Annotated in this window: 19 protein-coding genes and 4 pseudogenes; 12 read left to right on the forward strand and 11 right to left on the reverse strand. The window is 60.3% G+C overall.

Going from position 1 to position 24,584, the window contains the following annotated elements; all coding sequences use genetic code 11:
• Positions 1-77 precede the first annotated feature (77 nt).
• Positions 78-2,242, forward strand: a pseudogene (locus P6U16_RS20965) (OmpA family protein).
• Between the two features lie 50 nt (positions 2,243-2,292).
• On the opposite strand, the pseudogene mobB reads toward P6U16_RS20965, so the two are convergent.
• From mobB to P6U16_RS20985, 4 genes and pseudogenes are all read right to left on the reverse strand, one after another.
• Positions 2,293-2,807: pseudogene (gene mobB / locus P6U16_RS20970) on the reverse strand (molybdopterin-guanine dinucleotide biosynthesis protein B).
• Complete coding sequence (mobA, locus tag P6U16_RS20975; protein WP_277702066.1) at positions 2,804-3,463, reverse strand: molybdenum cofactor guanylyltransferase MobA; 660 nt, start codon at positions 3,461-3,463, stop codon at positions 2,804-2,806. Before mobA ends, mobB begins: the two are co-directional and overlap by 4 nt.
• Positions 3,460-4,686, reverse strand: a complete 1,227-nt coding sequence (locus P6U16_RS20980) for a multidrug effflux MFS transporter (RefSeq protein WP_277702067.1) — start codon at positions 4,684-4,686, stop codon at positions 3,460-3,462. Before P6U16_RS20980 ends, mobA begins: the two co-directional genes overlap by 4 nt.
• A 30-nt stretch (positions 4,687-4,716) precedes the next feature.
• Entirely contained in the window at positions 4,717-5,625 is a 909-nt protein-coding gene (locus P6U16_RS20985; protein WP_277702068.1) for a DMT family transporter, read from the reverse strand.
• Between the two features lie 451 nt (positions 5,626-6,076).
• On the opposite strand from P6U16_RS20985, the gene P6U16_RS20990 reads away from it, so the two are divergent.
• On the forward strand, positions 6,077-8,632 hold the full coding sequence (locus P6U16_RS20990) for a HAMP domain-containing methyl-accepting chemotaxis protein (protein ID WP_277702069.1): 2,556 nt from the start codon (positions 6,077-6,079) through the stop codon (positions 8,630-8,632).
• Positions 8,633-8,713: 81 nt separating this feature from the next.
• Here the strand turns inward: P6U16_RS20990 and P6U16_RS20995 are convergent, their stop codons facing one another.
• A complete protein-coding gene (locus tag P6U16_RS20995) occupies positions 8,714-9,367 on the reverse strand; it encodes a DUF1176 domain-containing protein (protein WP_277702070.1) in 654 nt (217 codons plus the stop codon).
• Positions 9,368-9,392: 25 nt separating this feature from the next.
• The gene (gene moaA / locus P6U16_RS21000; RefSeq protein WP_277702071.1) at positions 9,393-10,442 is read right to left on the reverse strand and encodes a GTP 3',8-cyclase MoaA; all 1,050 of its coding nucleotides are present in this window, start codon (positions 10,440-10,442) and stop codon (positions 9,393-9,395) included.
• A 151-nt stretch (positions 10,443-10,593) separates the two neighbouring features.
• On the opposite strand from moaA, the gene P6U16_RS21005 reads away from it, so the two are divergent.
• Together P6U16_RS21005 and P6U16_RS21010 are read left to right on the forward strand one after the other, a co-directional pair.
• Positions 10,594-10,968, forward strand: a complete 375-nt coding sequence (locus tag P6U16_RS21005; protein ID WP_277702072.1) for a DUF971 domain-containing protein — start codon at positions 10,594-10,596, stop codon at positions 10,966-10,968.
• Positions 10,969-11,110: 142 nt separating this feature from the next.
• The gene (locus P6U16_RS21010) at positions 11,111-12,187 is read left to right on the forward strand and encodes a low temperature requirement protein A (RefSeq protein ID WP_277702073.1); all 1,077 of its coding nucleotides are present in this window, start codon (positions 11,111-11,113) and stop codon (positions 12,185-12,187) included.
• Between the two features lie 8 nt (positions 12,188-12,195).
• Here P6U16_RS21010 and P6U16_RS21015 read toward each other — a convergent pair whose 3' ends face one another.
• Positions 12,196-12,687 (reverse strand): MarR family transcriptional regulator, encoded by a 492-nt coding sequence (locus P6U16_RS21015; protein ID WP_277702074.1) that lies wholly within the window; start codon positions 12,685-12,687, stop codon positions 12,196-12,198.
• Positions 12,688-12,732: 45 nt separating this feature from the next.
• Between P6U16_RS21015 and P6U16_RS21020 the strand changes: the two genes are divergently transcribed.
• From P6U16_RS21020 to P6U16_RS21040, 5 genes are all read left to right on the forward strand, one after another.
• Complete coding sequence (locus P6U16_RS21020) at positions 12,733-13,647, forward strand: alpha/beta fold hydrolase (RefSeq protein WP_277702075.1); 915 nt, start codon at positions 12,733-12,735, stop codon at positions 13,645-13,647.
• A 77-nt stretch (positions 13,648-13,724) separates the two neighbouring features.
• A complete protein-coding gene (locus tag P6U16_RS21025; protein WP_277702076.1) occupies positions 13,725-14,333 on the forward strand; it encodes a pyridoxamine 5'-phosphate oxidase family protein in 609 nt (202 codons plus the stop codon).
• A gap of 135 nt (positions 14,334-14,468) precedes the next feature.
• Positions 14,469-14,816 carry a hypothetical protein gene (locus P6U16_RS21030; protein WP_277702077.1) on the forward strand — a complete coding sequence of 116 codons (348 nt, stop codon included), beginning with the start codon at positions 14,469-14,471 and terminating at the stop codon, positions 14,814-14,816.
• Position 14,817: 1 nt separating this feature from the next.
• On the forward strand, positions 14,818-15,606 hold the full coding sequence (locus P6U16_RS21035; protein ID WP_277703933.1) for a M15 family metallopeptidase: 789 nt from the start codon (positions 14,818-14,820) through the stop codon (positions 15,604-15,606).
• Between the two features lie 34 nt (positions 15,607-15,640).
• Positions 15,641-16,213 (forward strand): nucleoside 2-deoxyribosyltransferase, encoded by a 573-nt coding sequence (locus P6U16_RS21040; RefSeq protein ID WP_277702078.1) that lies wholly within the window; start codon positions 15,641-15,643, stop codon positions 16,211-16,213.
• Between the two features lie 43 nt (positions 16,214-16,256).
• Here P6U16_RS21040 and P6U16_RS21045 read toward each other — a convergent pair whose 3' ends face one another.
• The 3 genes and pseudogenes from P6U16_RS21045 to fumC form a co-directional block, all read right to left on the reverse strand.
• Complete coding sequence (locus P6U16_RS21045) at positions 16,257-16,901, reverse strand: L,D-transpeptidase (protein ID WP_277703934.1); 645 nt, start codon at positions 16,899-16,901, stop codon at positions 16,257-16,259.
• Positions 16,902-17,071: 170 nt separating this feature from the next.
• Positions 17,072-18,141: pseudogene (locus P6U16_RS21050) on the reverse strand (GGDEF domain-containing protein).
• A gap of 223 nt (positions 18,142-18,364) precedes the next feature.
• Complete coding sequence (gene fumC, locus P6U16_RS21055) at positions 18,365-19,756, reverse strand: class II fumarate hydratase (protein WP_277702079.1); 1,392 nt, start codon at positions 19,754-19,756, stop codon at positions 18,365-18,367.
• Positions 19,757-20,298: 542 nt separating this feature from the next.
• Here fumC and P6U16_RS21060 point away from each other — a divergent pair.
• A complete protein-coding gene (locus P6U16_RS21060; protein ID WP_277702080.1) occupies positions 20,299-22,182 on the forward strand; it encodes a murein L,D-transpeptidase in 1,884 nt (627 codons plus the stop codon).
• Between the two features lie 68 nt (positions 22,183-22,250).
• Here the strand turns inward: P6U16_RS21060 and P6U16_RS21065 are convergent.
• Positions 22,251-22,929: pseudogene (locus P6U16_RS21065) on the reverse strand (HAD family hydrolase).
• Between the two features lie 229 nt (positions 22,930-23,158).
• Here P6U16_RS21065 and rpiA point away from each other — a divergent pair.
• Together rpiA and P6U16_RS21075 are read left to right on the forward strand one after the other, a co-directional pair.
• Entirely contained in the window at positions 23,159-23,854 is a 696-nt protein-coding gene (gene rpiA / locus P6U16_RS21070; protein ID WP_277702081.1) for a ribose-5-phosphate isomerase RpiA, read from the forward strand.
• A gap of 111 nt (positions 23,855-23,965) precedes the next feature.
• Positions 23,966-24,514, forward strand: coding sequence for a DUF2059 domain-containing protein (locus P6U16_RS21075; RefSeq protein ID WP_277702082.1), 549 nt, complete (start codon positions 23,966-23,968; stop codon positions 24,512-24,514).
• Positions 24,515-24,584 lie beyond the last annotated feature (70 nt).

The following is a 24,584-nucleotide window of genomic DNA, read 5'->3' on the forward strand; positions in this document are numbered from 1 at the left end:
CGATTCGCTGCCCGCACCATTCGGCAGCGGGCGGCCGATGGGAATAGAGACAAGACCTCTCCAAGGAGGAGACAGACATGACTATCCGATCCAGACTATTCGCTACCGTTGCTATGCCCGTATTGGCGGCATCGATGGTTTTTGAGCCGGCAATGGCTGCAAATCTTGCCTCCTCCTTCGAGGTCGCACAGGCTGAAGAAGCGCCGCAGGGCGAAGCGCAGCCGACCGAAGAGGAATTGCTGCTTCTCCAACAGCAGAAGGCCGCCGAGGATGCGGCTGCCGCTGAGCAGAAGGCTGCCGAGGATGCTGCCGCGGCAGCGGCTGGGGCTGAGCAGAAGGCTGCAGAGGATGCGGCTGCCGCCGCCGAACAGCAGGCTGCAGAGCAGAAGGCCGCAGAAGACGCAGCTGCGGCCGAACAACAGGCTTTGGAACAAAAAGCAGCCGAGGACGCTGCAACTGCGGCTGCTGCCGCTGAACAACAGGCATCGGACCAGAAGGCTGCAGAAGATGCTGCGGCTGCGGCTGCTGCCACCGAACAACAGGCTTTGGAACAAAAGCTGCCGAGGACGCCGCAGCTGCGGCCGCTGCCGCTGCCGCTGAACAGCAGGCCGGCGAACAGAAGGCTGCCGAGGATGCCGCTTCGGCTGAGAAGCAGGCTGCTGAAAAGAAGGCTGCTGACGATGCGGCCGCCGCCGCCGAACAAAAGGCTGCCGAAGACGCGCTGAAAGCGCAGGAGCAGCAGCCGGCTCCGACCACCACTGAACAGCCGGCAACGGCAGAGCAGCCGGCAACCGGCGAACAGCCCGTCGTCGAGGGCCAGCCGCCTGCAACTGCTGAGCAGCCTGTTGTTGAAGGTCAGCCGCCGGCGACCGGAGAGCAGCCGGCGACGGCTGACCAGCAGCCGATCGACCCCGCAGCTGAGCAGCAGCAGACGACGACGGAAACACCGGCTCAGCCTGTGCCCGTGCCAGAGATTGTCGATACGACCACGCCGGAACAGAAACAGGAAATTGCTGCCGACCCGGCACAGACCGACGAGACGATCGTGCTTCCGATCGAAGACGGCGCTGCCGTTCTCGACAGCGACAAGGATGCCGACAATGCTGGCGGCCAGACGGCCCGCGATGAGCGCAAGAAACTGCGTGAAAGCCAGCGTAGCGAGGAAGAGGTCGTTGCGCCTCCGACCACGGACGCCGATGCACAGGCGAAGCTGACCACAGTCGAGCCAGCCGCGATTCAGGCCGGAATCACAGAAGAAGGCGAGAAGCTCGACGCCGCGCCGACCTTTGCGACGCCCGGCGTGACCAATGTCGAAAACAATACTGTCAACAATACCGTCGTCAACAATACCGTGAACAACAACACGGTAACCAACAACGTGACGAACGTGGTCGTTCAGGAGCAAATCGACAATCGCACGGTTCTCAGTGTCGACAACCAGATCATCATCCGCAACGATGATCGTCCGCGACTGCGCAGGGACTCGGAAGAGAGCTTCTACGAAGAGCTTTCGCGCGGTCGGGTTCGCGAAACGATTGTTCGTCCAGGTGGCGGCCGTCTTGTGACGGTGTACGATCGATACGGCGACATCATCCAACGCTCGCGCATCAGTCGTGACGGTGAAGAGTACCTGATGGTCTATGCGCCGGAACCAGAGACGGACCGTCCGCCGCGGATCCGGGACATTGGCTACGAACTGCCGCCGATGCGCCTGCGCATTCCGGTTCGCGACTATATCATCGACACATCGAGCGACCCGGACCGCGACTATTACGACTTCCTGGCCGAGCCGCCGGTCGAACAGGTCGAGCGCGTCTATTCGATCGACGAGGTGAAGTATTCGGCCCGTATCCGCGACAAGGTGCGCCGCATCGATCTGGACACGATCACCTTTGCGTCCGGCAGTGCGGAAGTGCCGCTTGCCCAGGCAAAGACCCTGCGCAAGGTGGCGACAGCCATCAGCGAGGTGCTTGAAAAGGATCAGGGCGAGACCTTCCTGATAGAGGGCCACACGGACGCCGTAGGCAAGGATCAGCCCAATCTGGTCCTGTCTGACCAGCGGGCGGAATCGGTCGCCGAACTCCTGACCGAGGTCTACGGCATTCCGCCGGAAAATCTCGTCACGCAGGGTTATGGCGAGCGGTATCTGAAGGTGAAGACGCAGGTTGCCGAGCAGCAGAACCGCCGTGTCACCATTCGTCGCGTTACCGCTCTTGTGCGCCCGGTTGCCCAGGCGAACTGATCAAAGCCCTATCCGAAAGAACATGCCGCCGGAGCAATCCGGCGGTTTTTTTACGACTTGGCCAGCCCTGTGACCCGTTCGACGAAATCGGCGATGGCACTGGTGTCGTCGAGGTCGAAGATCGGCAGGTGGCTGTCGGTAACAGCGTGGTCGGCTGCGATCGCGGCGATATGCGGGTCCGTCGGTGCTAGCGGCTCGCGGTTTTTGCGTCCAGCCGGCGGGCTTCGATTTTTGGGATGGGCTCGCGCTTGTAGCCTTCGATCAGGACGAGATCGCAAGGGGCCAGCCTGGAAAGGATTTCCTCGAAGCTTGGCTCGGGGCCGCCGCGTAGTTCGTGCATGATGGCATAACGCGTGCCGGAGACGATCGTGACCTCATGCGCGCCGGCCTCGCGGTGGCGAAAGCTGTCGGCGCCGACCTTGTCGATGTCGAAATCATGATGGGCGTGCTTGATGGTCGAGACGCGGTAGCCGCGACGGGTCAGTTCCGTGACGAGACGTACGGCAAGGCCCGTCTTGCCTGAATTCTTCCAGCCGGCAATGCCGAAAATCCTTGGCGCCGTCATGGTGTTTCCGTCTCCAGCAAAGCGAGCCAGCGTTCGGCCTCGGCATGATCCGCAGGCGTGTTGATGTTGTAGAACAGGTCGAACGGCCCGGCTTTGGTCTCGATAACAGGAAATTCCACTGATACCATCGGATGTCTGGCGATGAAGCTGCGGACACGGCGCTTGTCATCGGACAGGAGAAAATCCTCGAGATCGTCGGCGATGGCCACCGGCCAGAGGCCGAAGATCGGGTGCATGGTGCCGCTGGTGTGGGCGATGGCGATTTCGTCATTTCGCTTCCTGGCGGCGACAAGTCTTGATACGAGGTCCGTCGGAAAGAACGGCGTATCGGTCGGTACCGTGATCACGGCTTCCTTGTCGGGATGCGCGAGGCTTGTATGGCGCAGCGCCGACAGGACGCCTGCAAGCGGGCCGAGGCGACCTGCGACGCTGTCCGGGAAGCTTGTGACACCTTGGGGCAAGAGAAGCGGTGGGACGGCATTGCTGTTGACGCTGATGTGCGCCACCTGGGGCTTGAGCCGCTCGATGATCCGCTCGATCATCGACAGAGTGCCCAGCGGGAGGGCTGATTTGTCCTGCCCCATGCGTGAAGACAGGCCACCGGCGATGATCACTGCGGGAAAGTCTGTCGCTGATGGTATCGCGCTGGTTCTCATCCCTGCTGCTCCGCAAGTCTCGTTCGCAAACGCCTGTCGGCGCCGATGATCGACAGGGTCGCGATAATGCCGGCAAGGCTTGCCGCTGCCATCACGGCCAAAAGCGGGAAAATGCCGGTTTCTACCGTGAGAATGCTGCCGGCCACCGCCGACAGCAGCGCACCGCCGCCGATTGTCAGGGCACCGCCGAGACCGGACGCTGAGCCGGCCAGATGCGGGCGGACGCTGACGATGCCGGCATTGGCGCTCGGCAGGCTGATACCATTGCCGGCGCCGACGAAAAACATTGGCGCGAAGAAGGCGAGGGCAAATTCAAAGCCCGCGAGAAACAAGGCTGCGGTTATGGAAATGCCGGCAAGCGTGATGAACCCGCCCAGCAGCATCATGGTGCCGGTGCCGATCCGGCGAGCGTAGCGGCCGGACAGGAAATTGCCCACCATGTAGCCGAAGGCCGTGAAGCAGAAATAGAGGCCGAGCGCCGTCGGCGACATGCCGAGCAGCGTGCTGCCGACGAAGGGCGCTCCACCGAGAAAGGCGAAAAACACGCCGGATGCGAAGGTCGTCGTCAGCGTGTAACCCCAGAAGGCGCCGGAAGAGAGTAACTCCGGATAGGCCCTAAATTGTGCCGCGAAACTCTCGGATGGGCTGTCATTGGTTTCCTTGAGATCGAGCCAGACGACGCCCATGACCAGCAGGCCGAAGACGAGGATCGCGACGAAATTGGCCTGCCAGCCGAAGAGATCGCTGAGCACGCCCCCAAGGACGGGGCCGATCATCGGCACGATGGTCATGCCCATCGTCACATAACCGATCATTGAGGCTGCTTCCTCCATCGGCACCATGTCGCGCACAATAGCCCGGGATAGAACGAGGCCGGCGATCAGCGTCGTCTGCAGCATGCGGCCGATGAGGAAAACCTCGATCGATGTGGCCGCAATACAGACCAGTGTCGCCAGGAGAAATAGACCGACGCCCGACAGGAGGACCGGCCGGCGGCCGTAGCGATCCGACAAAGGGCCGATGATCAGCTGCAGGACCGCGGTGCCGGCGAGATAGCCTGAAATGGCGAGCTGGATCGTCGCGTAGTTTGCGCCGAAATCGGCCGCCATAGCGGGCAAAGCCGGCAGGAACATGTTCATGTTGAGCGCGCTCAGGCCGGCAATCAGCACCAGCGTCACGATGTGCGGCGGTGTTCTTCGGTCGAGAAAGCGGGGCTGGATCATGCTAGATGCACTCTATTTCGGCGGTATGGGCTATTTCGGCGATTCGGGGACTGATCGCTGGGCGACCGCCTCGACGCGGCGCTTGTTTTCGCGGGCGAAGGTATAAAGGCCGGATGCGACGATCACCACGATGCCTGTTATCATCCAGACATCCGGTTTTTCTGCAAAGAACAGTATGCCGATGCCAATCGACCAGATCAGGCTGGTATAGCGGAACGGGGCGATGATGGCGATCTCGCCATTGCGCATGGCCAGCACGATGCACTGGTAGCCGACCAAAAGAAGCAGGCTGGCGGCGGCCAGGTGACCAAAGGAGACGAGGCTCATCGGCTGCCAGCCGCCAAGCGGCACGACCATGACCGCGCCGGTCAGGGTGATGACCACGGCAGTGATGACGGAGATGAACAGCGACGGCACCGCCGGATCGATGCGGCGGGTGCAAAGATCGCGGATGGCGGCACAGAAGACGGAGGCAACGACATTCAGCGCGGCTATGGTGAAGCCCTCAGGCCCCGGCCGCAATATGATCAGCACGCCGAGAAAACCGACCAGGATGGCGAGCCAACGCCGCCAGCCGACGGGCTCCGAGAGGAAAAGGGCGGCCCCCAGCGTTACGGCAAGCGGCAGGGCCTGAAGAATGGCGGACGCGTTTGCCAGCGGGATCTGCCCGAGCGCATTGATATAGGTGATGGAGGCGCCGACTTCCGCGACGATGCGAAGGGCGATAGCCGGTTTCCTAAGCAAGGTGATCGACCGCATTGCGCCGAAATGCCAGGCCAGCGCCAGCACCAGGAGGGATGTCAGGAAACCGCGGACCAGCATGATCTGGCCGACGTTCATTTCGCCCGTGACCGATTTGACCAGCGCGTCGTTGCAGGTGAAGCCTGCCATCGCGAGGCACATGAAGATCGCGCCGCGCAGATTGGCGGAAGATTGCATTTTTTCCTGGTCCGCCGAAGCGTTATATATGCCTGCTCCATTGCCTGTAAAACAGGCGGATAGGCATTCGTAATGCGGATGATTTGCCCAACTGTAAAGCATCGGATGGGATTTTATGCAACGCTTATCCCGTCTGCGGCGTCGTTTTGTGTGATCGGCGACCAGGGCTGGAAACATCCCTTTATTCGCATCTAATAATACACGCCCTGTTTGCGCCCGTTGCCGTAAAATGCAGTATTCATTGCGGAAATATTAAGTTTCACTAACTATGGTCCACCTATCCCGCTGTCCTTTCGCATGATGTGAATGGCCGATGTAATGGAAGATCGCTTCCGTCAGGTCGGTCGGAATATGCTGAGGGCGCACCTTGATGCGCGCGGCATATGGGCTCTTCGATGATGAAGATCGCCCTGCGGGAATGACAGATTTTCTCATCATCTGGAGTTCCGGAATGTCCCTGATCGACCGTTCGCTGCAGCGTCTTCGCATCGTTACAAAGGTTCTTTTGTTTGTCGTGCCACTTGTCGCGCTGATCGCCGGTATCGGCCTTGTGGGCTATTTCACTGCGAGCACGCTCAACGGGCACATGACCGTCACGCGCGAGACCATCAGCAGTCTTTCCGATTTCCAGGCGCTGCGCAGCGCGGTGCAGCGCTTTACCGACAATCCGACCGATGAAACGCGTCAGGAGTTGGCGGGCCGAGTTGGTGAGCAAGAGGCCGGCGTGCGTTCTTTGAGTGACCTCTTGCCGACGGATGCGGACAGGGCTGAAATCGCTTCCGTCCTGATGCTTGGCGACACGATGCGCAGCGGTTCTGAAAAGCTCTGGTCGATTGAGACCGAGCGTGATGCTGTGGCGACTTCGCTGGATTCGGCGCTGACGGAAATGACCAAGCAGGGCAATATGGCCTACAAGCAAATCGATGTGTTGCGGAAAGAGGCGGGCGAAAAGGAATCCTTCGCCAAGGCCTTGTTGTTCGACGCCGCGGCCTATCAGGGGCTCGCCGAGCGCATCAAGAAATTCCGCCTCCCCGTGACCATGGCTGTTGCGCCCGACGCCAAGCTTGGTGCCGCGCAGAAATTCCTTCCCCACCTGATGAAGCAGATTGCTGATGCCGAGGCGATTGCGTCGGACAAGGTGCGCAAACAGATTGCCGTGGTTCGCACGGATGCGGAAAAGATTGCCGCGATCATCGCCTCTTCGGACGCAAACGACGTCAAGAAGACGAAGCTCGTTCCTATCCTCAGCAAATTCTCCAAGTACGAAGCCGATTTCGCCAAGGAAGCTGTGAAGAACTCGGATACGGCGGCCAAGCGCTTCGTCGGCATGGACAGCGAGATTTCGCTGTTGAAAAGCCTGATTGCCTTGATGGACGAGACCTTCAAGGGGCTCGACGCAACCCGCCTGCATATCAGCGAATTGCACCGCAACTTGACCGCTGAAAGCCGCGCTGCCGTTATCGCCGATATCACTGCCGTTCGCGAGACGGCGACCAAGCTTTCCGAGACGGGTGGCAAGAATGCAGCCCTGCGTGACCTGCTTGGCAAGCTGACGCCGTCGCTCGAGCAGATCGATAGCGGTACAGCGCAACTGATCGACGTGGGTGCCCGCTGGCAGGTTGCAAAGGCCGAGGTTGCGACACTGGTGGCGGACGCCAGCCAGACGCTCGAAAACTTCGTTAGCCGTGCCCAGGAAGTTGGCAAACAGGATAGCCAACGTTCGGCTGATGTCTCGATCATCGCCATGGTCGCCGGCACGCTGCTGGCCATCATCGGCGGCCTGATGCTGATTGAAACGCTGCGTGGGCCGCTGAAGCGCGTTACCGAGACCATGACACGACTGGCAAATGGCGATCTGGAAGTTCCCATCGAGGGCCGCAACCGTGGCGACGAAATCGGCGATATGGTGCGCTCGGTTGCCGTCTTTCGCGATCACGCGGTCGAAAACGTTCGGCTGGAGCGCGAGGCGGAAGTCGCTCGCACCCTTTCAGCGGAAGAGGAAGCACGCCGCAACCGCGAGCGTGCCCGGATCGAAGCTGAACAGATGCAGGCACTCACGGCGCTGTCGGATGTCCTGGCCAAGCTTGCCGACGGCAATCTGGAAGAAGGCATGGCCGAAAATCTTTCCGCCGACTATGTTGTCATGGCCCGCACCTACAACAATGCCGTCGAGGCGCTGCGGGCCACGCTCATCGATGTGCGTATCGTGACCGACGAGATCACCGGCGGCACCAGCAATCTGGCGGCCTCTGCCGACGATCTGGCCCGCCGCACCGAACAGCAGGCCGCAGCTCTCGAGCAGAGCTCACGTGCCCTTGGCCAGTTGACGGAGATTGTCCGTTCGACCGCTGAAAGTGCGCGCAAGACCACAGTTTCAGTGGACGAGACGCACAGCTACGCCCGGCATTCGGGACAGGTCGTGTCGAAGGCGATCGATGCCATGGCCGCGATCAACAAATCGTCCGACAAGATTTCTACGATCATCAGCGTCATCGACGAAATCGCCTTCCAGACGAATCTCCTGGCGCTCAATGCCGGTGTCGAAGCGGCGCGGGCAGGAGAGGCCGGTCGCGGCTTTGCCGTCGTCGCCCAAGAGGTTCGTGAGCTTGCCCAGCGTTGCGCGGGTGCTGCCCGAGAGATCAAGGGGCTGATTTCCGAAAGCTCGGCGCAGGTGCGCAGTGGTGTCGAACTGGTGCAGGAGACGGGCACGGCGCTGACCGTCATCAACGACCACATCTCGACCATCCACCAGCTGGTCAGCAACATCGAATCGGCTGCCGCCGATCAGTATCGCGGCCTTAACGAGGTCAACCAGGCGGTGCGCCAAGTCGAGCTGATTACCCAGCAGAATGCTGCCATGGTCGAGGAGAACACCGCCGAGATCCACGGGCTTCGTCGCCAGGTCGATATTCTCAACGAGAAGATCGAGCGCTTCAAGACGGGTACCAGCCGTTCGACACAGGGCTATGGCAGCGGCAACAGCTATGGTCGCAGCTACGCGGCCTAAACAGAACTGACTGTCGAAAAGCCCGCCTCTGGAAACGGAGGCGGGCTTTTTCGTGTCCGGCCGAACAGGCGGCGGGCATGCCTATCGAGTTGGATAGACGACATAACTCTTCTGGTTGTCTGGCTGTGTGCCGCCATCGAAGGTCGGATCGACCTCGTAGCGGGACAACACGAAATCAAGGTCGGAGAAGATCCATGCGCCACGATCCCAGGCGTCGCCAAGGCCGCGCCAGAAGCCATGGCTGGAAATGGTTTTGCTCACCGGATCGAAGGTCGCGTTGACGAGGAGATGGTTTGCCGAATAACCGTCGATCCGTGGTGGCGTCTTCAGCTTGGTCTGTTCGTCGTCGGCATAGTCGAGGCCGAGCTTCGGACGGGCGAAGGACAGCAGGCGGAAGCGGCTGGTTTCGGGATCGCGCAACAGGAAGGCATGCTGCAGATTATAGGCGCCCATGCCGCAAAACATCTGAAAGAGCGCGACCTGCTTGTCCGGCTCTCCCGTGGACTGGTAGGAGGCGCGATAGCGGATGTCATAGACGAAATGGCTGACATCCTCGGGTTCGGCTGAATTGAGCGGAATATCGGTGCGGCTGTTCATATCGCAGTCTTCGCCGAGCGCTGCCTGAACGAAGCGCTCCGCCGCGCGAAGCTGGTTCTGACCGGGGTCCATAGGCTGAGCACCAGCCGTATGCATGGAGAAGACGACGGCGATGCCCGCCAGAGAGAGGATGTGCATTTCATGTCCATGCCCCCAAAGTGCTTCAGCCGCCCGTGACACTCATGTGTCTGGCGACGGCGGGCTTGTTTCTGACGCGGTCGATGATGAAATCGTGGCCCTTGGGCTTGCGTGAAATCGCCTCGTCGATGACAGCAGAGAGATAGCTGTCGTCCTCGGACGCGCGCAATGCCGTGCGCAGGTCGGCGGCGTCGTTCTGGCCAAGGCACATGTAGAGCGTGCCGGTGCAGGTCAGGCGCACGCGATTGCAGCTTTCGCAAAAATTGTGGGTCATCGGCGTGATGAGGCCAAGCCGGCCGCCGGTTTCCGCGACATTGAGATAACGGGCGGGGCCTCCGGTCTTGTAGGCGATGTCGGATAAAGTGAACTGTTCGGCCAGCCGGTCGCGCATTTCCGAGAGCGGCAGGTAATGGTCGGTGCGATCCTCGTCGATCTCGCCCATGGGCATGGTCTCGATCAGTGTCAGGTCCATGCCGCGACCGTGCGCCCAGCGCAGCATGTCGGGAATTTCACGATCGTTGAAGTCTTTGAGGGCGACGGCATTGATCTTGACCTTTATGCCGGCAGCCTGCGCGGCATCTATGCCCTCCAGAACCTTGGAAAGTTCGCCCCAGCGGGTGATCGCCTTGAATTTTTCCGGGTCGAGCGTATCGAGCGAGACATTGATGCGACGCACGCCGCAATCGGCCAGTTCGGCCGCATGGCGGGCGAGCTGCGAGCCGTTCGTCGTCAGCGTCAGTTCTTCGAGCGTGCCGACCGCAACGTGCTTGCCGAGTTCGCGCACGAGAAACATCACATTCTTGCGCACCAGCGGCTCACCACCGGTCAGTCGCAGCTTACGAACGCCTTTGGCAATGAAGGTGGAACAGAGCCGGTTCAGCTCCTCCAGCGTCAGCAGATCCTTCTTCGGGAGGAAGGTCATGTTTTCCGCCATGCAATAGGTGCAGCGGAAATCGCAGCGATCGGTGACGGACACGCGCAGATAGGTCACGGCGCGGCCGAACGGGTCTACCATCGGCGCCTTGGCGTCGTTCAGCGCTGCAGCGCCTGTTGTGTCGATGATGGCGGTGTTCAAATCCACTCTCCCTTGACTATCAATGTCGTGACCAAAGACGGCGGCGTCAAGACGCAAGGGCATGAATCGAATGTAAAATGACAAGCGGGAGACTTTGTCGGGCTGCCGCCGTCGTGATAGTGCTCAGGCAAGGGAACGGAGACTGCGTAACATGACCGATATATGGCCGACCGAACTGCGGGTCTCGAAGGACCGTCAGAGCTTGACGGTGACATTCAACGATGGCGCCTCCTTTGCGCTTTCGGCGGAAATGCTGCGCGTCCTCTCGCCGTCCGCGGAAGTGCAGGGCCATGGGCCGGGGCAGGGCCTGACCGTGCCGGGAAAACGCAATGTCGCGATCATCTCGGCGACGCCCACGGGCAATTACGCGGTGCGTCTCGGCTTTGATGATTTTCATGATACCGGCATCTTTACCTGGACCTATTTGCGGGAACTCGGAGAAAGCGGGGATACGAAATTTGCCGATTACGAACGCGACCTGGCGGCGAAGGGCATGAGCCGCGACAAGGCAGAAAAGCCGCGCTGAGATATTCGGCAAAAGGAAGACGAGGGGATGCTGTGACCGGATTTTTCGAGGCACTGACCGATCGCCCGCGCTGGCTGCGCGACCGCAAGGAGGAGAGGAGGGCAAGGTAGCCTTTGCCGAACTGTTCTTCGATCTCGTCTTCGTGTTTTCGATCATCCAGCTATCCCATACACTCGCCGGACATTATTCGCTGATCGGCTGGATCGAGATGTCGGTGATGGTCCTGGCCGTCTGGTGGGTCTGGATCTTCACGACCTGGGTGACCAACTGGCTCGATCCGGAGCGCATGGCGGTGCGCGCCATGCTGTTTGCGCTGATGTTCGGCGGGCTTCTCCTCTCTTCGTCCATTCCGCAGGCGTTCGGCGACAAGGGCGTCTTGTTCGCGCTCTCCTATGTCGGCATGCAGGTCGGCCGATCGCTGTTTGCGGTCTATGCCTTTGCCGGCCATAGCCAAAACAACTGGATGAATTTCATCCGCATCAGCGGTTGGCTGTGCTTTTCCGGCATCTTCTGGATTGCCGGCATGTTTGCCGAGAACGAGATGCGGTTGACCCTGTGGATCGTCGCAATCGTCATCGAGTACATCTCACCAGCGCTGGGCTTCCGGCTGCCGGGCTTGGGCAAGTCCACGGTCGACGACTGGGATGTGCTCGGGTCGCACATGGCCGAGCGCTGCGCCCTGTTTGTGCTGATCTGCCTCGGCGAGACCATTCTCATCGGCGGCGGCAAGTTTGCCGAGATGGAGCTCAGCCCGCTGACGTTCCTCATGTTCTTCGCCTCTTTCACCACGACGGTGACGATGTGGTGGATCTATTTCCGCTTCGGCCAGCAGCGGGCAGCGCAGCACATCGAGCACACGGATACACCGGGCGAACTTGCCCGCACCGTGTTCACCTATGCGCATATCCCGATCGTTGCCGGCATCATCCTCGATGCAGTTGCGGTGGAGTTCATGCTGGCGCATCCGCACGGGCACACGGATTTCAAGACGGCGAGCGCAATGATCGGTGGGCCGGTGCTGTTTCTTCTCGGAAATATCTGGATCAAGGGCTCGCTAGCGGCCCGGCTGCCCCTGTCTCATCTGGTCGGCCTGGGGCTGCTGGTCGCGTTGATCCCGGCCTCGGTTGTGCTTGAGCCTTATCTCCTGTTCTTCGCCTGCGCGACAACGCTGGTGATCGTGGCGATCTGGGAATATCTGTCGCTGAAACCGGCGGAATAGGCCAAGGCCTATTCGTCGTCAGCATCACTTTCGCCGGCAAGCAGGATGCCGATGATCCGCTCCATCGATTCGGCGACCGTGATGCAATCCTCGATCGGTGCGCCGGCAAGCGATCTCTCGATCAGCGCCGTCTGGATGGCCATTGCCTCCTGCGTCAGCGTCTGCCCGGAGGCGGTCAGAGACAGGCGCAGCACCCGCTTGTCCTTGCGGTCGCCGCGCCGCTCGATCAGGCCGCGTTTTTCCAGCTGAGGCAAAAGCATGCTCATGTTGGAGCGGCCGACCAGCAGTTTGCGTGCCAGTTCCTGCTGGGTGATGCCCTCGAAGCGGTAAAGATTGACCAGGATATCCAGATGCGGCGGCTTGATGTCGAGCGGGGCGAGTGCGCGCGTCAATGTCTGCTGCATCAGCTGGCAGGCGCGGGCGACGGAAATCCAGCTGCGAAAACGCGGATGATCCCAGGGAAATGTGGACGATGCGGAAGAGACTTGATTTTTGTTCATGCTTGTACTTTATTGTTCATTATTGAACATAATCGGAGTCCCACTATGCCATCCTTTGCGCTCGAGGTCATCCGTGTGTCACTGGCCGCTGTTTCACTGTTTTCGCCGGACCGCGCCGGCCGTCTGGCTTTCAAGATCTTCAGCCTGACACCATCGCGGCGCGCCAAGAATGCCAAAGAGGCCGCGGCACTCGAAAAGGCGGCGCCGGTGCTCGCCCGCGCCGAACGGGTGTCCCTGTCGCTGTCTTTTGCCGGCAGTGCGGCCATTGCCCACCGGTTTGTGCCGGACGCAGTGCGGGCAAACGGCAAGCGCATTCTGGTCGCCCATGGCTGGGGTTCGCGTGTTGATTATCTAACGGCGTTGATCGAAGGGCTGGTGGCGACGGGTGCCGAGGTCGTGGCGCTCGACTGGCCGGGGCATGGCGCCTCGCCGGGACGTTTCCTGACGATGCCGCAGGCGGTGCAGACCGTCGATGCGGCCTGGCGTCATTTCGGGCCGTTCGATGCAGCCGTCGGCCATTCCTTCGGCGGCGCGAGCCTCGCCTGCGCCGCGGGGCAGGCGCTGGCCTGCGTGCCCGCGCGCATCCCCGGACGGCTGGTGCTGATCGGCGCACCGAGTGAAATGGCCTGGCTGTTTGCCGATTTCGGCCGCTTCATGCGGCTGAAGCCGAAGGTCCAGGCGGCTTTGGAGAGCGTTGTCGAGCGGTTGGCCGGCCGGCCGCTGCAGGAGTTCGACGCCGCGCGCCTGCTCGGATCGTTGCGGACCCCGGTTCTGGTAATCCATGCCGAGGATGACAAGGAGGTGGCGGCCGACCATGCCCGTCGCTACGCGGCGGCCAACAGCCGCGTTCGCCTGCTTTGGGCCAATGGCCTCGGCCACAGGCGCATCGTGTCCGCGCCACCGGTGATCGATGCTGTCTGCGATTTTCTGGGTGAAGGGCAAGACCGGGCGGTCGCCTGATATTTTTCCCTTGCCTTCGTCATCAAAGTTTCATGCTGTTGCCGGACAGAGCCCTTGTTCAAGTCTTGGAGAGAAGCATGACGATCATTCGCACGGTGGAAGACCTCAATGCGCTATATGGCGCAACCAGCGAGGCGTCTATCGTCAAGGTGACGACGGTGCTGACGCCGGAATACCGGCAGATGATCGAGGCTTCACCCTTTGCAGCCCTTGCGACCGTCGGCCCGGAAGGGCTCGATTGCTCGCCGCGCGGCGACGAGGCCTGCGTCGTGCGGATCGCTGATGAGCGCACCGTGCTGATGCCGGACTGGCGCGGCAACAACCGTGTCGATTCGCTGGCGAACATCGTGCGTGATCCGCGCGTCGCCCTGATGTTCCTGGTGCCGGGATCGACGACGACGATGCGGATCAACGGCACGGCCGTCGTCAGCATCGATCCGGAATTGACGACATCATTCATCGTCGATGGCAAACACCCGCGCAGCGTGATTGTCGTCACCATCGGCGAAGTCTATTTCCAGTGCGCGCGGGCGCTGATCCGCTCGCAGATCTGGAATCCGGAGCGTTTTGTCGATCCGGCGAACCTGCCGACCCCAGGAACATTGCTGAAGGCGGCCAAGGCGGATTTTGACCGCGAAACCTATGACCGAGAATGGCCGGAGCGCGCCGCCAAGACCATGTGGTAGATGCAGCAAGGCTGGCGAATAAATCACGCACGTGGCCCGTTTCCGCAATAGGCCAGGCGGACGACATCAGCCTGCCACGGGTAGGAGAGCCGGACATGAAAAAGCTGACAGCAGCCATGCTGATGATCACGACGATTGCCATTTCCGCCGGCGCGGCGCGAGCCGATCTCGCTGGTGGAGCGATACACCGCCTATATCGGTCAAGACGACCTCTACAATTCCTACGACGAACGCCTCTGGGAACCCTGGCAGATCATCCGCCAGGACCGGGCGAATTATCATCGTTACGGGGTTTTTCAGCCCGGTGACGAGGGCGATGCGTTCTTTGCATCGGCTAAGAACCGCGAGCGCGCCGAGCGGATGATTCAGTTCGGAACGATCGACCGAGCCGCCGCCGCTGCGCTGGTCCAGGGCGATGTTCTCATCGACGTGAAAATCTATCGCGGGCCGGATGGTGATTATCTCGACATTACCGTTGATTGACATGGTCCGCTTTGCCGTTGCCCTCGTTGCTCTGCTCGTCGGCGCACCCGGTGTGTTGGCGTCCGATATCGACCTTGCGCAAAAGGTCGATCTGCTGATTGCCGCCTATCCGGACACGCTTGAAAGACGGGAGGAAAACCGGCTGTTCTTCCGCGATGGCGGGCCGCCGATACTCATCGACGATGGCCGGACAAAGGACCATGCGGCAAGGCTGGCAGAGGGGGACATCGAGGACAGCCTGCTCCAGCTCTATCCTTCCGGCCCGTGCGAAACGGTGCCAACGCGAAACGGCGATCCCGGGCGCATCCGCAGCGAGCCATTGCTCACGCGGCTCTACGGTGGTTCGAAGGCTGAGGTCGCGAAAAGCCTGCGCACTGTTGACTGGTTTGGCCAGAGCGTAAAGGTGACAACGAGGAACGGCGTCGCCGCAGCGCTGGAGGCAGTACGCGACGATCTTGAGAGACAGCCCGATCTCAAGCCATACCTGATCCCGAGCGCAGGAACCTTCAACTGGCGCAAGGTGGCGGGTGCCCCAAATCTCTCCGTGCACAGCTTCGCCGCAGCCATCGACCTCAACACGAACCATGCCGACTACTGGCTCTGGTCCGGCGGCAAACCCGGCAATGTCCCGCGCTACAAAAACCGTTTCCCCATGGAGATTGTCGAAAGTTTCGAACGTCACGGCTTTATCTGGGGCGGGCGCTGGTATCACTACGACACGATGCACTTCGAATATCGTCCGGAACTTCTGGCCATTGCCAGGGTAGCGGGGAGCGACGCATGCCGCTAAGGTCTGCCGCGAATTGAAGAAGGCAGAGCATTGCATGCAGAAGAAAATTTACCTCGCCGGGCCTGACGTCTTTCTGGCCAACGCCCGCGAAATCCTAGGGCAGAAGGCCGATCTGACACGCGCTGCGGGCTTCATACCTTTGTGCCCGGGTGATCTGGAAGTGCCGCCCAGGGATACGAAGAAAGGCCTTGGCCTGGCCATCAGCGCGATCAATGAGGGCATGATGCGGGAAGCTGATGCGGTCATTGCCAATCTCACGCCTTTTCGTGGACTGGCCGCTGATGTCGGCACGAGCTTCGAGCTTGGCTTCATGTGCGCGCTCGACAAGGTCGTCTACGGCTATACCAACTTTGCCACAGACCATTTCCAACGCTGTGCGGATTACTACGGTGGCACTCTTGTAAAATCGGACGACGGGCGGACGCGCGGACCCGATGGGCTGTCGATCGAGGATTTTGATATGGCCGACAATCTGATGCTCGATGGCGGGATCGAAAGCCGTGGCGGTGTCTTCGTCGTCGGCAATGCGCCTCAGGACGCGCTTTATACCGATCTCGACGCCTTCCGCGAATGCCTGCGGCTAGTCAGCTTGCGTTACGCAAGCTGACTCAGGGTGAGCGGGGCTCGCACACCCCAAATCATGCAGACTTTCAATTGCGCACGATAACCTTCGTGCCGATGGTAACGTTGGCGTAGAGATGTTCGACGTCCTCGTTGGCCATGCGGATGCAGCCGGAGGACATGGCCTTGCCGATCGAGGAAGGCTGGTTGGTGCCGTGGATGCGGTAGATCGTCGAGCCGAGATACATGGCGCGGGCGCCGAGCGGATTGTCGATGCCGCCCTTCATGCTGACCGGCAGGATACGCCCCTTCTTCGATTCGCGGGCGCGCATGTCTTCCGGCGGCGTCCAGGTCGGCCATTCGGCCTTGCGGCTCACCGTGTTGCTGCCCGTCCAGAGAAAACCCTCCTTGCCGACGCTGACCGCGTAGCGCATGGCAACGCCGTTGCCGAGCACGTGGTAGAGGCGGCGTTCCGAATTGTCGATGATGATGGTGCCCGGGGCCGCCTTTTCGCCAAACGCAATCAACTCGCGCTCGATCGGCGAAGTGTTGATGTCCTTCTTTGCGCGTGCCTTCGCTTTGGCGGGTTTGCCTTCCGACAGCACCTGCAGCCAGCCGGTCTTGGCGGCGCTGGTCTGCAGCGAGGCGAGTTCGATGGGACGGTCGCTGCCTGCGGCCCGGGCAGCAGGGGCAGCGATAAGCGATGCGGCAATCAGGGCAAGGGTCATGCGGATCATTGTGGTCTCTCCCGTTGTTTGGGGAGATCATCCGCAGATCCGCGGTTCGCTCCCTCTTGTGACGCCTTTCTAGGGGGTCGGAGGGAGCAGAGCTGTTTCCCTGGTAACCAGCCGGAAACGCAAAACGGCGCCGCAGGGGCGCCGTTACTGGCTATGTCAGGACTGGGCTATTTGCGATAGATCAGCCAGCTCTTGCCGGTATCCTTCTTCATGCCGTCCTCGAACAGGATCGTCCGGTTGCGGCCGGCGTTCTTGGCGCAATAGAGCGCAATGTCGGCCTTGTTGTAGAGGTCAACAGGATTATCGCCCGCCGTTGCCGGGCAGATGCCGACCGATAGCGTGATCGGTCCGTAATTGACGCCGGTCTTGGAGTTCTTGAACGGCGTGTTGGCAAGCGCGTTGCGGATGCGTTCGCCGACCTGCAGGCATTCCTCAACCGTGCTGTCGGTGAGAATGATTGCGAACTCCTCGCCACCGGTGCGCGCAACGAAAACGTCGCGGCGCAGGTTGGCGCGGATGACGGTGCCGACGGTCGCGAGAATCTTGTCGCCGACCGGATGGCCGTAGCTGTCGTTGACCTTCTTGAAATGGTCGATATCGACGACCAGAAGACCAGTATAGGCCCGTGTCTGCTCGGAATTGTAGACCGTCGCCAGCTTTTCGTCGAAGGCGCGGCGGTTGGCAAGCCGCGTCAGCGAATCTGTGTTGGCGATGCGTTTGTATTCGTCGAGTTCCTGCCGAATGACCTCCATCTCGAAGGTTTTTAACTCAACGTTCTCTACCCGCTCCTTGCCCTGGTTCATCGTGTCGGCGGTGGCTGTCGTCAAAAGGGCGACGGCGTGGCGCAGGATTTCCGCGCTGGCGCTGCTTTTACTGGTGATGTTGGAATAGGCTTCGCCGAGAATTTGGTTGTAGCTTTCAAGCGCAGTCTGTTCTTCCTTGAGAAGGGTCAGCAGCTCCAGCAGTTCGGAGGCCATGTGACTATGGGCGCGATCGACCATGGCCGGATGGTGGAAATCGCTGAAATACTGCGCGCCGATCCTATCCAGTTCCTCCTGGGTGGCTTTGCTGCCCAGTGCTGCAAGTTCCTTCGTAAGCTTGGGGTTGGAGCCGATATAGGCCTCGTAATACAATTCGTAATTCCGCGGCAAAGGGAAATGCCCATAATCCGCATGGCATGCGTGACATGGGCAGCAATATCCGGAATCTGAAGTTTTTGCGAGGCTGCCGTTTGCATGGCAAGCTCCTGTCCAATCGCGTTATCTGTCATCATCACTTCTAGGCATAAAAGATTTTGGAAGTCTTAACGTTTGGTCATTGGCCTCGTTAAGATTGTTCATAAGCACATGAACTATCACTTATGCAGGTTAAAAAATAACAAGAAAAAAGCCATGCCGACGATGCTTGCGGGCACCTGAGGGCATGGCTTCACTATACGTTCCGCAGGGCGGATCGTAACGTCAGGACGGGCTGATCATCGTCTCCGGGCGGACAACGGCGTCGAACTCCTCGTTCGTGACGTAACCGCCGCCGACGGCCTCTTCACGCAGGGTCGTGCCGTTCTTGTGGGCGGTCTTGGCGATCTTGGCGGCGTTGTCATAGCCGATCTTCGGGGCAAGTGCCGTGACAAGCATGAGCGAACGGTCGAGCGCCGCCTTGATATTTTCCTCGCGGGCCTCGATGCCGACGACGCAGTTATCGGTAAAGGACACGGCCGCATCGGCGAGGAGTTGCACGGATTGCAGGAAGTTGTAGGCCATCAGCGGATTGTAGACGTTGAGTTCGAAATGACCCTGGCTGCCCGCGAAGGTGAGTGCCGCATTGTTGCCGAAGACCTGAACGCAGACCTGGGTCAGCGCCTCGCACTGGGTCGGGTTGACCTTGCCGGGCATGATCGATGAACCCGGCTCGTTTTCCGGAAGCGACAATTCGCCGAGGCCCGAGCGCGGGCCGGAGCCGAGCAGGCGGATGTCGTTGGCGATCTTGAACAGGGCCGCCGCCGCCGCATTGATCGCGCCATGGCTGAAGACCATGGAATCATGGGCCGCCAGAGCCTCGAACTTGTTCGGTGCGGTGACGAAGGCGATGCCGGTGATCTGGGCGATCTCGTCCGCGACCTTTTCCGCAAAGCCGATCGGCGCATTGAGGCCGGTGCCGACGGCCGTGCCGCCCTGGGCGAGTTCGCAAAGGCCCGGAAGCGTCATTTCGATGCGCTTGATCGAGGAGGCGACCTGCGCCGCATAGCCGGAGAATTCCTGGCCCAACGTCAGCGGCGTCGCATCCTGCGTATGCGTGCGGCCAATCTTGATGATGTGATCGAACGCCTTGACCTTGTCTTCCAGCGCTTTGAGCAAGTGCTTGAGGGCAGGCAACAGGTCGTGGACGACGCGTTCGGCGCAGGCAATGTGCATAGCCGTCGGATAGGTGTCGTTTGAGGACTGGCTCATGTTGACATGATCGTTCGGATGCACGGGCTTCTTCGAGCCCATGACCCCGCCGAGCATTTCAATGGCGCGATTGGAGATCACCTCATTGGCATTCATGTTGGACTGGGTGCCGGATCCGGTCTGCCAGACGACGAGCGGAAAGTGGTCGTTGAGCTTGCCATCGATCACTTCCTGCGCCGCCTCGATAATCGCGTTGCCGATCGTCGGATCAAGGCCCTGCAGTGCCATGTTGGTGCGGGCGGCCGCCTGCTTGACGATGCCGAGCGCCCGGACAATGGACAGCGGCTGCTTTTCCCAGCCGATCTTGAAATTGCCGAGCGAACGTTGCGCCTGGGCGCCCCAATAACGGTCGCTGGCGACCTCGATCGGGCCGAACGTATCTGTTTCCGTGCGCGTGGATGTCATCGTTTTCCCTGCTGCTTCCTATCAAGACCGAAGGGCGGGGCAGGCGCAAGGCGCCGCTTTCCCGCCGTGATGGGGATTTCTGTGGCCCAGTTGGGATGCTTTTGTAAAGGGGTGAAGACGGCGCCGCGCCTGCTACAATCGTTTAAGTCGTGCAGTTTTTTCGATGCCTCGGTGAAGATGAACAGATAGGCGCCGACATATGGTCGATCGCAGAAAGCCGCCGGCGGCCGGTGGGCGCGGCATGTGCCTTTTCAGACACAGCGCGCCGCTATTCCGGAAGCAAAAATCACCGGCTGCCGCCGTTTGATATGCCGCCGGGAAACGCAAAAAAATAATCCAACAAATTCAAATTTTTGCGCAGTTCTGACCGTTCCTTTCACGCGGGTGGCGTCACGGTTTCGTGAGGCGGATCGGCAGGAAGGGCAGGGTGTGTTTTCTTTTCATTCACCATCCTTTTCTATAAGTTCAATGTCACGACGCACCGCGCGCGTCGGGCGCAGGCCGCAGACGGCGGCGACGCTTATACGGGGACAGATATACCGATGAAAATGATGAAAACCGCCGCGATCATGACCCTGCTCGCCGGCTGCGCGCTGACCACAGTGCAGGTGAAGCCCGTCGAAGCGCTGACGCTGATGGATATGATCCGTGGCAAGCGGCGCGCGGTGCAGGACGAGATGCAGGCGCTGCCCGGCGTCGATACGGTTGCTCCGGCGGAGCTCAAGCAGGTCTCGACGCCTTTGCCGCGTGTCACAGGCCCGCGCTACTACACTTACAAGGCAGAGCCGTTGCGCCGAATCGCGATGGGCAAGCTGCAGGATCCGGTGGTGACCGGTTCGATCGGCAGCGTCGATCTGCCGCCGATGCTGCGGGCGCCTTTGTCGGATGCGCGCCAGTTTTTCTCCGGCGTTAATGCGACGGCAACGGCCGAGGTCGCAAAGGCTGTTGAGGCATTCTACGGTGCCAACCCGTCTTTTGTCTGGGTCGATGGCCGCGGGCTGACGGACCGCGCGCGTGCAGCGCTGAAGGTGCTTGCCGATGCCTCCACGGTTGGCCTCGATCCGCTGGATTATGCGATCGCAACGCCGTCCGACAGCTTTGATCGTGGCGACATGATCGCCCGTGAAAAGGAACTCGTGCAATTCGAGATCAGCCTGTCTGCCGCAACGCTGACCTACGCCGCCGATACCCTGCGCGGACGCATCGATCCGAACAAGATTTCCGGCTACCATGATTTCAAGCGCAAGAGCATTGATCTCAAGGAGACGCTGGAAACACTCTCCAAGAGCGATGACGTCGCGGCCTTTCTCGACGGGTTGAAGCCATCCGGCGAACATTTCATCGCCCTGCAACGCGAACTTGAAAAGCTTGAGAGTGAAACCGCCGAGACCCCGCGCATCGTCATCGCGCCGGGCACGCTGCTGAAGCCCGGCATCAGCAATCCAGAGCTTGCCAACATCGTCGCTGCGATCAAACTGAAGGGCTCGGAAGCCCTGAAAACCGAGCATGCTGCCTTGCTTCAGGCCTATCAGAACACGCCGGACTACACGCCGGAAATGGTGACGCTTGTTGAAGGCTTTCAGAAAGAGAACGGGCTCAAGCCGGACGGTATCGTCGGCAAGGCATCGATCCGCATTCTGACGGGCGGGGACACGACGGCCGACAAGATCAACAAGGTGCAGATTGCCATGGAGCAGGCCCGCTGGCTGCCCGGCGACCTTGGCAGCCGCTACGTCTTCATCAACCAGCCGGCCTTCATGGCCTCTTACCATCAGGGCGGCGCGGAAGAGTTTTCGATGCGTGTCGTTGTCGGTTCGAAGGCAAACCAGACCTATTTCTTCGAGGACGAGATCCAGACGGTGGAATTCAACCCCTATTGGGGCGTGCCGCAGTCCATCATCATCAACGAGATGCTGCCGAAGCTGCGCAACGATCCGAACTATCTCGACCGCCTGGGCTATCAGGTTGAAGTCGGCGGGCGTGCGGTTTCATCCTCCTCGGTCAACTGGCACGGCTCGACCGCTTCCGTAGCCGTGCGCCAGCCGCCAAGCAGCGACAATGCGCTGGGAGAGCTGAAGATTCTGTTCCCGAACAGTCATGCGATCTACATGCATGATACGCCATCGAAGAGCTTCTTCAAACGCGACCAGCGGGCGCTTAGCCATGGTTGCGTGCGCCTCGTCGATCCTCGTCGCATGGCTGCGGCGGTGCTTGGGATTTCAGTAGAAGACGTCGCCAAGGAAATTGCCGGTGGCCGGAACAAGGGCGTCAATGTTCCCGAGAAAATCCCGGTCTACGTCGCCTATTTCACCGCATGGCCGAACAAGGATGGCGTGGTCGAATATTTCGACGATGTTTATGATCGCGACATGTACATGAACCGCGCGCTCGACGCGACGCGGACGGCCCGTCGCGCGGAAGGCTGACACTTTCGACGGCATGAATGAAAAAAGCGGCTTTCGAGCCGCTTTTTTGCATTTTGACGGGGAATCCGTCAGTGTCGTGCGAGCAGTCGGTCAATCAGGTCCGGGGTCAGTTCATCGAAATGGTCGATGATATGGTCCGGCTCCAGCGTATGGATCGGTACGTCCGAATAGCCAAAGGGCACGGCGATCGAACGAACAGACGCATTGCGGGCGACGAGCATGTCATTGAGGCTGTCGCCGATCATCACTGTGCTTTCCGGCAATCCACCGGCAAGGCGGATCGTCGATAGGAGATGTTCGGCGTCCGGCTTACGGACGAGAAAGGTGTCGCCGCCGGTGATCGCGACGAAGCGTTCAGCAAGACCCAAGCCAGTGATGAGGCTCTTGGCGAGCATTTCCAGCTTGTTGGTGCAGACCGCCAGTGTCAGTCCGGCTGCGGACAGGCGATCCATCGCATCAATGACACCGGGATAGGGAATGGATCTCGCCCGGCATCGAGCCATGATAGAAGTCGATGAACTCCTTCATCTGCCAGTCGAGGTCGCTTTCGCTGAGCGGCGCTCCTCGCAAGGCGAAGGTTTTTTCGATCATCGCGCGGGCGCCGTGGCCGACGAGATGTGTCAGGTCATGATAGGTGACCGGTGCGAGGTTGGCCTGCATCACGGCGTGATTGAGGCTGGCAACCAGATCCGGGGCAGTATCGACGAGCGTTCCATCGAGATCAAAAACAACAAGGGGTGCAGGCACGCGGAACCTCGTAGGAAAATACGTTAAAGGAATTATCCTGCGGTAGGGGAAGCGAAAGCGAAAAGCAATCGTGACTTTGAGCGATAGCGCTGCGCCGCAATTGCGGCTCTCGATCTATTTTGGCTTTTTTTGTTTCGAGGGGCGTGTAAGTGTCTCAACGGAAAACGGGAGGACTGGTTATTGACTGGCATTCTCCGACGTAAGACGCATTGAGGGAGTGCCTGGCGCAATGGACGCCCGTGAAATGAAGATAAAGGCGGCCGAGGCAGCGCTTGCGCATGTCGAAAACGGCATGCGGCTGGGGATCGGTACAGGCTCAACTGCGGAAGAGTTCGTTCGCCTGTTGGCTGAAAAGGTGGCGGGTGGACTTCGTATCGAAGGCGTTCCCACATCCGAGCGTACCGCGCGTCTCTGCCTTGAGCTTGGTGTGCCCCTGAAATCGCTGGACGAACTGCCGGAACTCGATCTGACCATTGACGGCGCTGACGAGCTCGATCCGCAGTTGCGTCTGATCAAGGGCGGCGGCGGGGCATTGTTGCGTGAGAAGATCGTTGCGTGCGCCTCGGCTCGGATGATTGTCATTGCCGACGAGACCAAGGTTGTGGACACACTTGGCGCGTTCAAGCTGCCAATCGAGGTCAATGTTTTCGGCCTGGTCTCGACACGGCGCGCCGTCGAAAAGCTTGCTTCGCGGGCCGGTCTGACCGGAGACATCGTCGTGCGCGGAGCGAGCGACGGGCCATTCATGACAGACGGCGGCCATTTGATTCTCGACGCATCTTTTGGCCGCATTCCTGATGCAGATGCGCTGGCTACTGAGCTGAATGCCTTGCCAGGGGTGGTCGAGCACGGCTTGTTCATAAATATTGCATCGCTTGCCATTATTGCCGGACCGGCAGGGGCAAGGGTACTGACAGCACGATAGCATGGCGCATGCCCGCCGGGGTCAAAGCCGCCAGGCCAGGATAGAATATACATATTCGCGGCGGCTTCGGCTTGTGCGGATGATGTATCAACGGACAGGAGCGTTACAGACATGATCAAATTTGCAGGCCTCGGCCGCACGGTAGCGGCAGCTACCATTCTTTTCTCTGCCACCATGGTATCCGCTGTGCAGGCTCAGGATGTGACGGATGAGCAGATGAAGGCAGCACGCGCGGCCATCGCCGCGATTGGAGCGACCAACGGCTTCGACAACATCCTGCCGAACTTGGCTGAACGACTGAAGAACACGATGATTCAAGCGTCTCCGAACTATCAGGAGCTGATCGTCACGACTGTCGATGAAAAGGCGATTGCTCTCGCAGCCCGTCGCGCCGATCTCGAAAATGAAGCGGCCTCGATTTACGCAAAGACATTTAGCGTTGAGGAGCTCAACGCAATTGCCACCTTCTACAATTCTCCGGCCGGCAAGAAACTGCTGAATGACGGGCCGATTGCTTCGCGTGAAATGGTCAAGGCTGCCGACATCTGGGCGTCAGGCGTCTCACGCGACCTCAATGACGCGGCAACCAAGGAAGTTGACGCTGCCATTTCCGCTGCTCAGCCGCCAGCAGATACGACGGCAACGCAGCCCACGCCCTGATTGTTTGCTTGGGCTGCAGCACGTAGCCATTCCTGTTACCGTCACTAAGTGCGAGCCCGGAGCGATCCGG

The organism is Rhizobium sp. 32-5/1, from assembly GCF_029537235.1.
Classification (GTDB): domain Bacteria; phylum Pseudomonadota; class Alphaproteobacteria; order Rhizobiales; family Rhizobiaceae; genus Pararhizobium.

Bases quoted from the DNA above. Each gene is read 5' to 3' on its own strand.
- mobA (WP_277702066.1), bottom strand. From the start codon at position 3,463: ATGAGAACCAGCGCGATACCATCAGCGACAGACTTTCCCGCAGTGATC.
- P6U16_RS20980 (WP_277702067.1), bottom strand. From the start codon at position 4,686: ATGATCCAGCCCCGCTTTCTCGACCGAAGAACACCGCCGCACATCGTG.
- P6U16_RS20985 (WP_277702068.1), bottom strand. From the start codon at position 5,625: ATGCAATCTTCCGCCAATCTGCGCGGCGCGATCTTCATGTGCCTCGCG.
- P6U16_RS20990 (WP_277702069.1), top strand. From the start codon at position 6,077: ATGTCCCTGATCGACCGTTCGCTGCAGCGTCTTCGCATCGTTACAAAG.
- P6U16_RS20995 (WP_277702070.1), bottom strand. From the start codon at position 9,367: ATGCACATCCTCTCTCTGGCGGGCATCGCCGTCGTCTTCTCCATGCAT.
- P6U16_RS21005 (WP_277702072.1), top strand. From the start codon at position 10,594: ATGACCGATATATGGCCGACCGAACTGCGGGTCTCGAAGGACCGTCAG.
- P6U16_RS21015 (WP_277702074.1), bottom strand. From the start codon at position 12,687: ATGAACAAAAATCAAGTCTCTTCCGCATCGTCCACATTTCCCTGGGAT.
- P6U16_RS21020 (WP_277702075.1), top strand. From the start codon at position 12,733: ATGCCATCCTTTGCGCTCGAGGTCATCCGTGTGTCACTGGCCGCTGTT.
- P6U16_RS21025 (WP_277702076.1), top strand. From the start codon at position 13,725: ATGACGATCATTCGCACGGTGGAAGACCTCAATGCGCTATATGGCGCA.
- P6U16_RS21035 (WP_277703933.1), top strand. From the start codon at position 14,818: ATGGTCCGCTTTGCCGTTGCCCTCGTTGCTCTGCTCGTCGGCGCACCC.
- P6U16_RS21040 (WP_277702078.1), top strand. From the start codon at position 15,641: ATGCAGAAGAAAATTTACCTCGCCGGGCCTGACGTCTTTCTGGCCAAC.
- fumC (WP_277702079.1), bottom strand. From the start codon at position 19,756: ATGACATCCACGCGCACGGAAACAGATACGTTCGGCCCGATCGAGGTC.
- P6U16_RS21060 (WP_277702080.1), top strand. From the start codon at position 20,299: ATGAAAATGATGAAAACCGCCGCGATCATGACCCTGCTCGCCGGCTGC.
- rpiA (WP_277702081.1), top strand. From the start codon at position 23,159: ATGGACGCCCGTGAAATGAAGATAAAGGCGGCCGAGGCAGCGCTTGCG.
- P6U16_RS21075 (WP_277702082.1), top strand. From the start codon at position 23,966: ATGATCAAATTTGCAGGCCTCGGCCGCACGGTAGCGGCAGCTACCATT.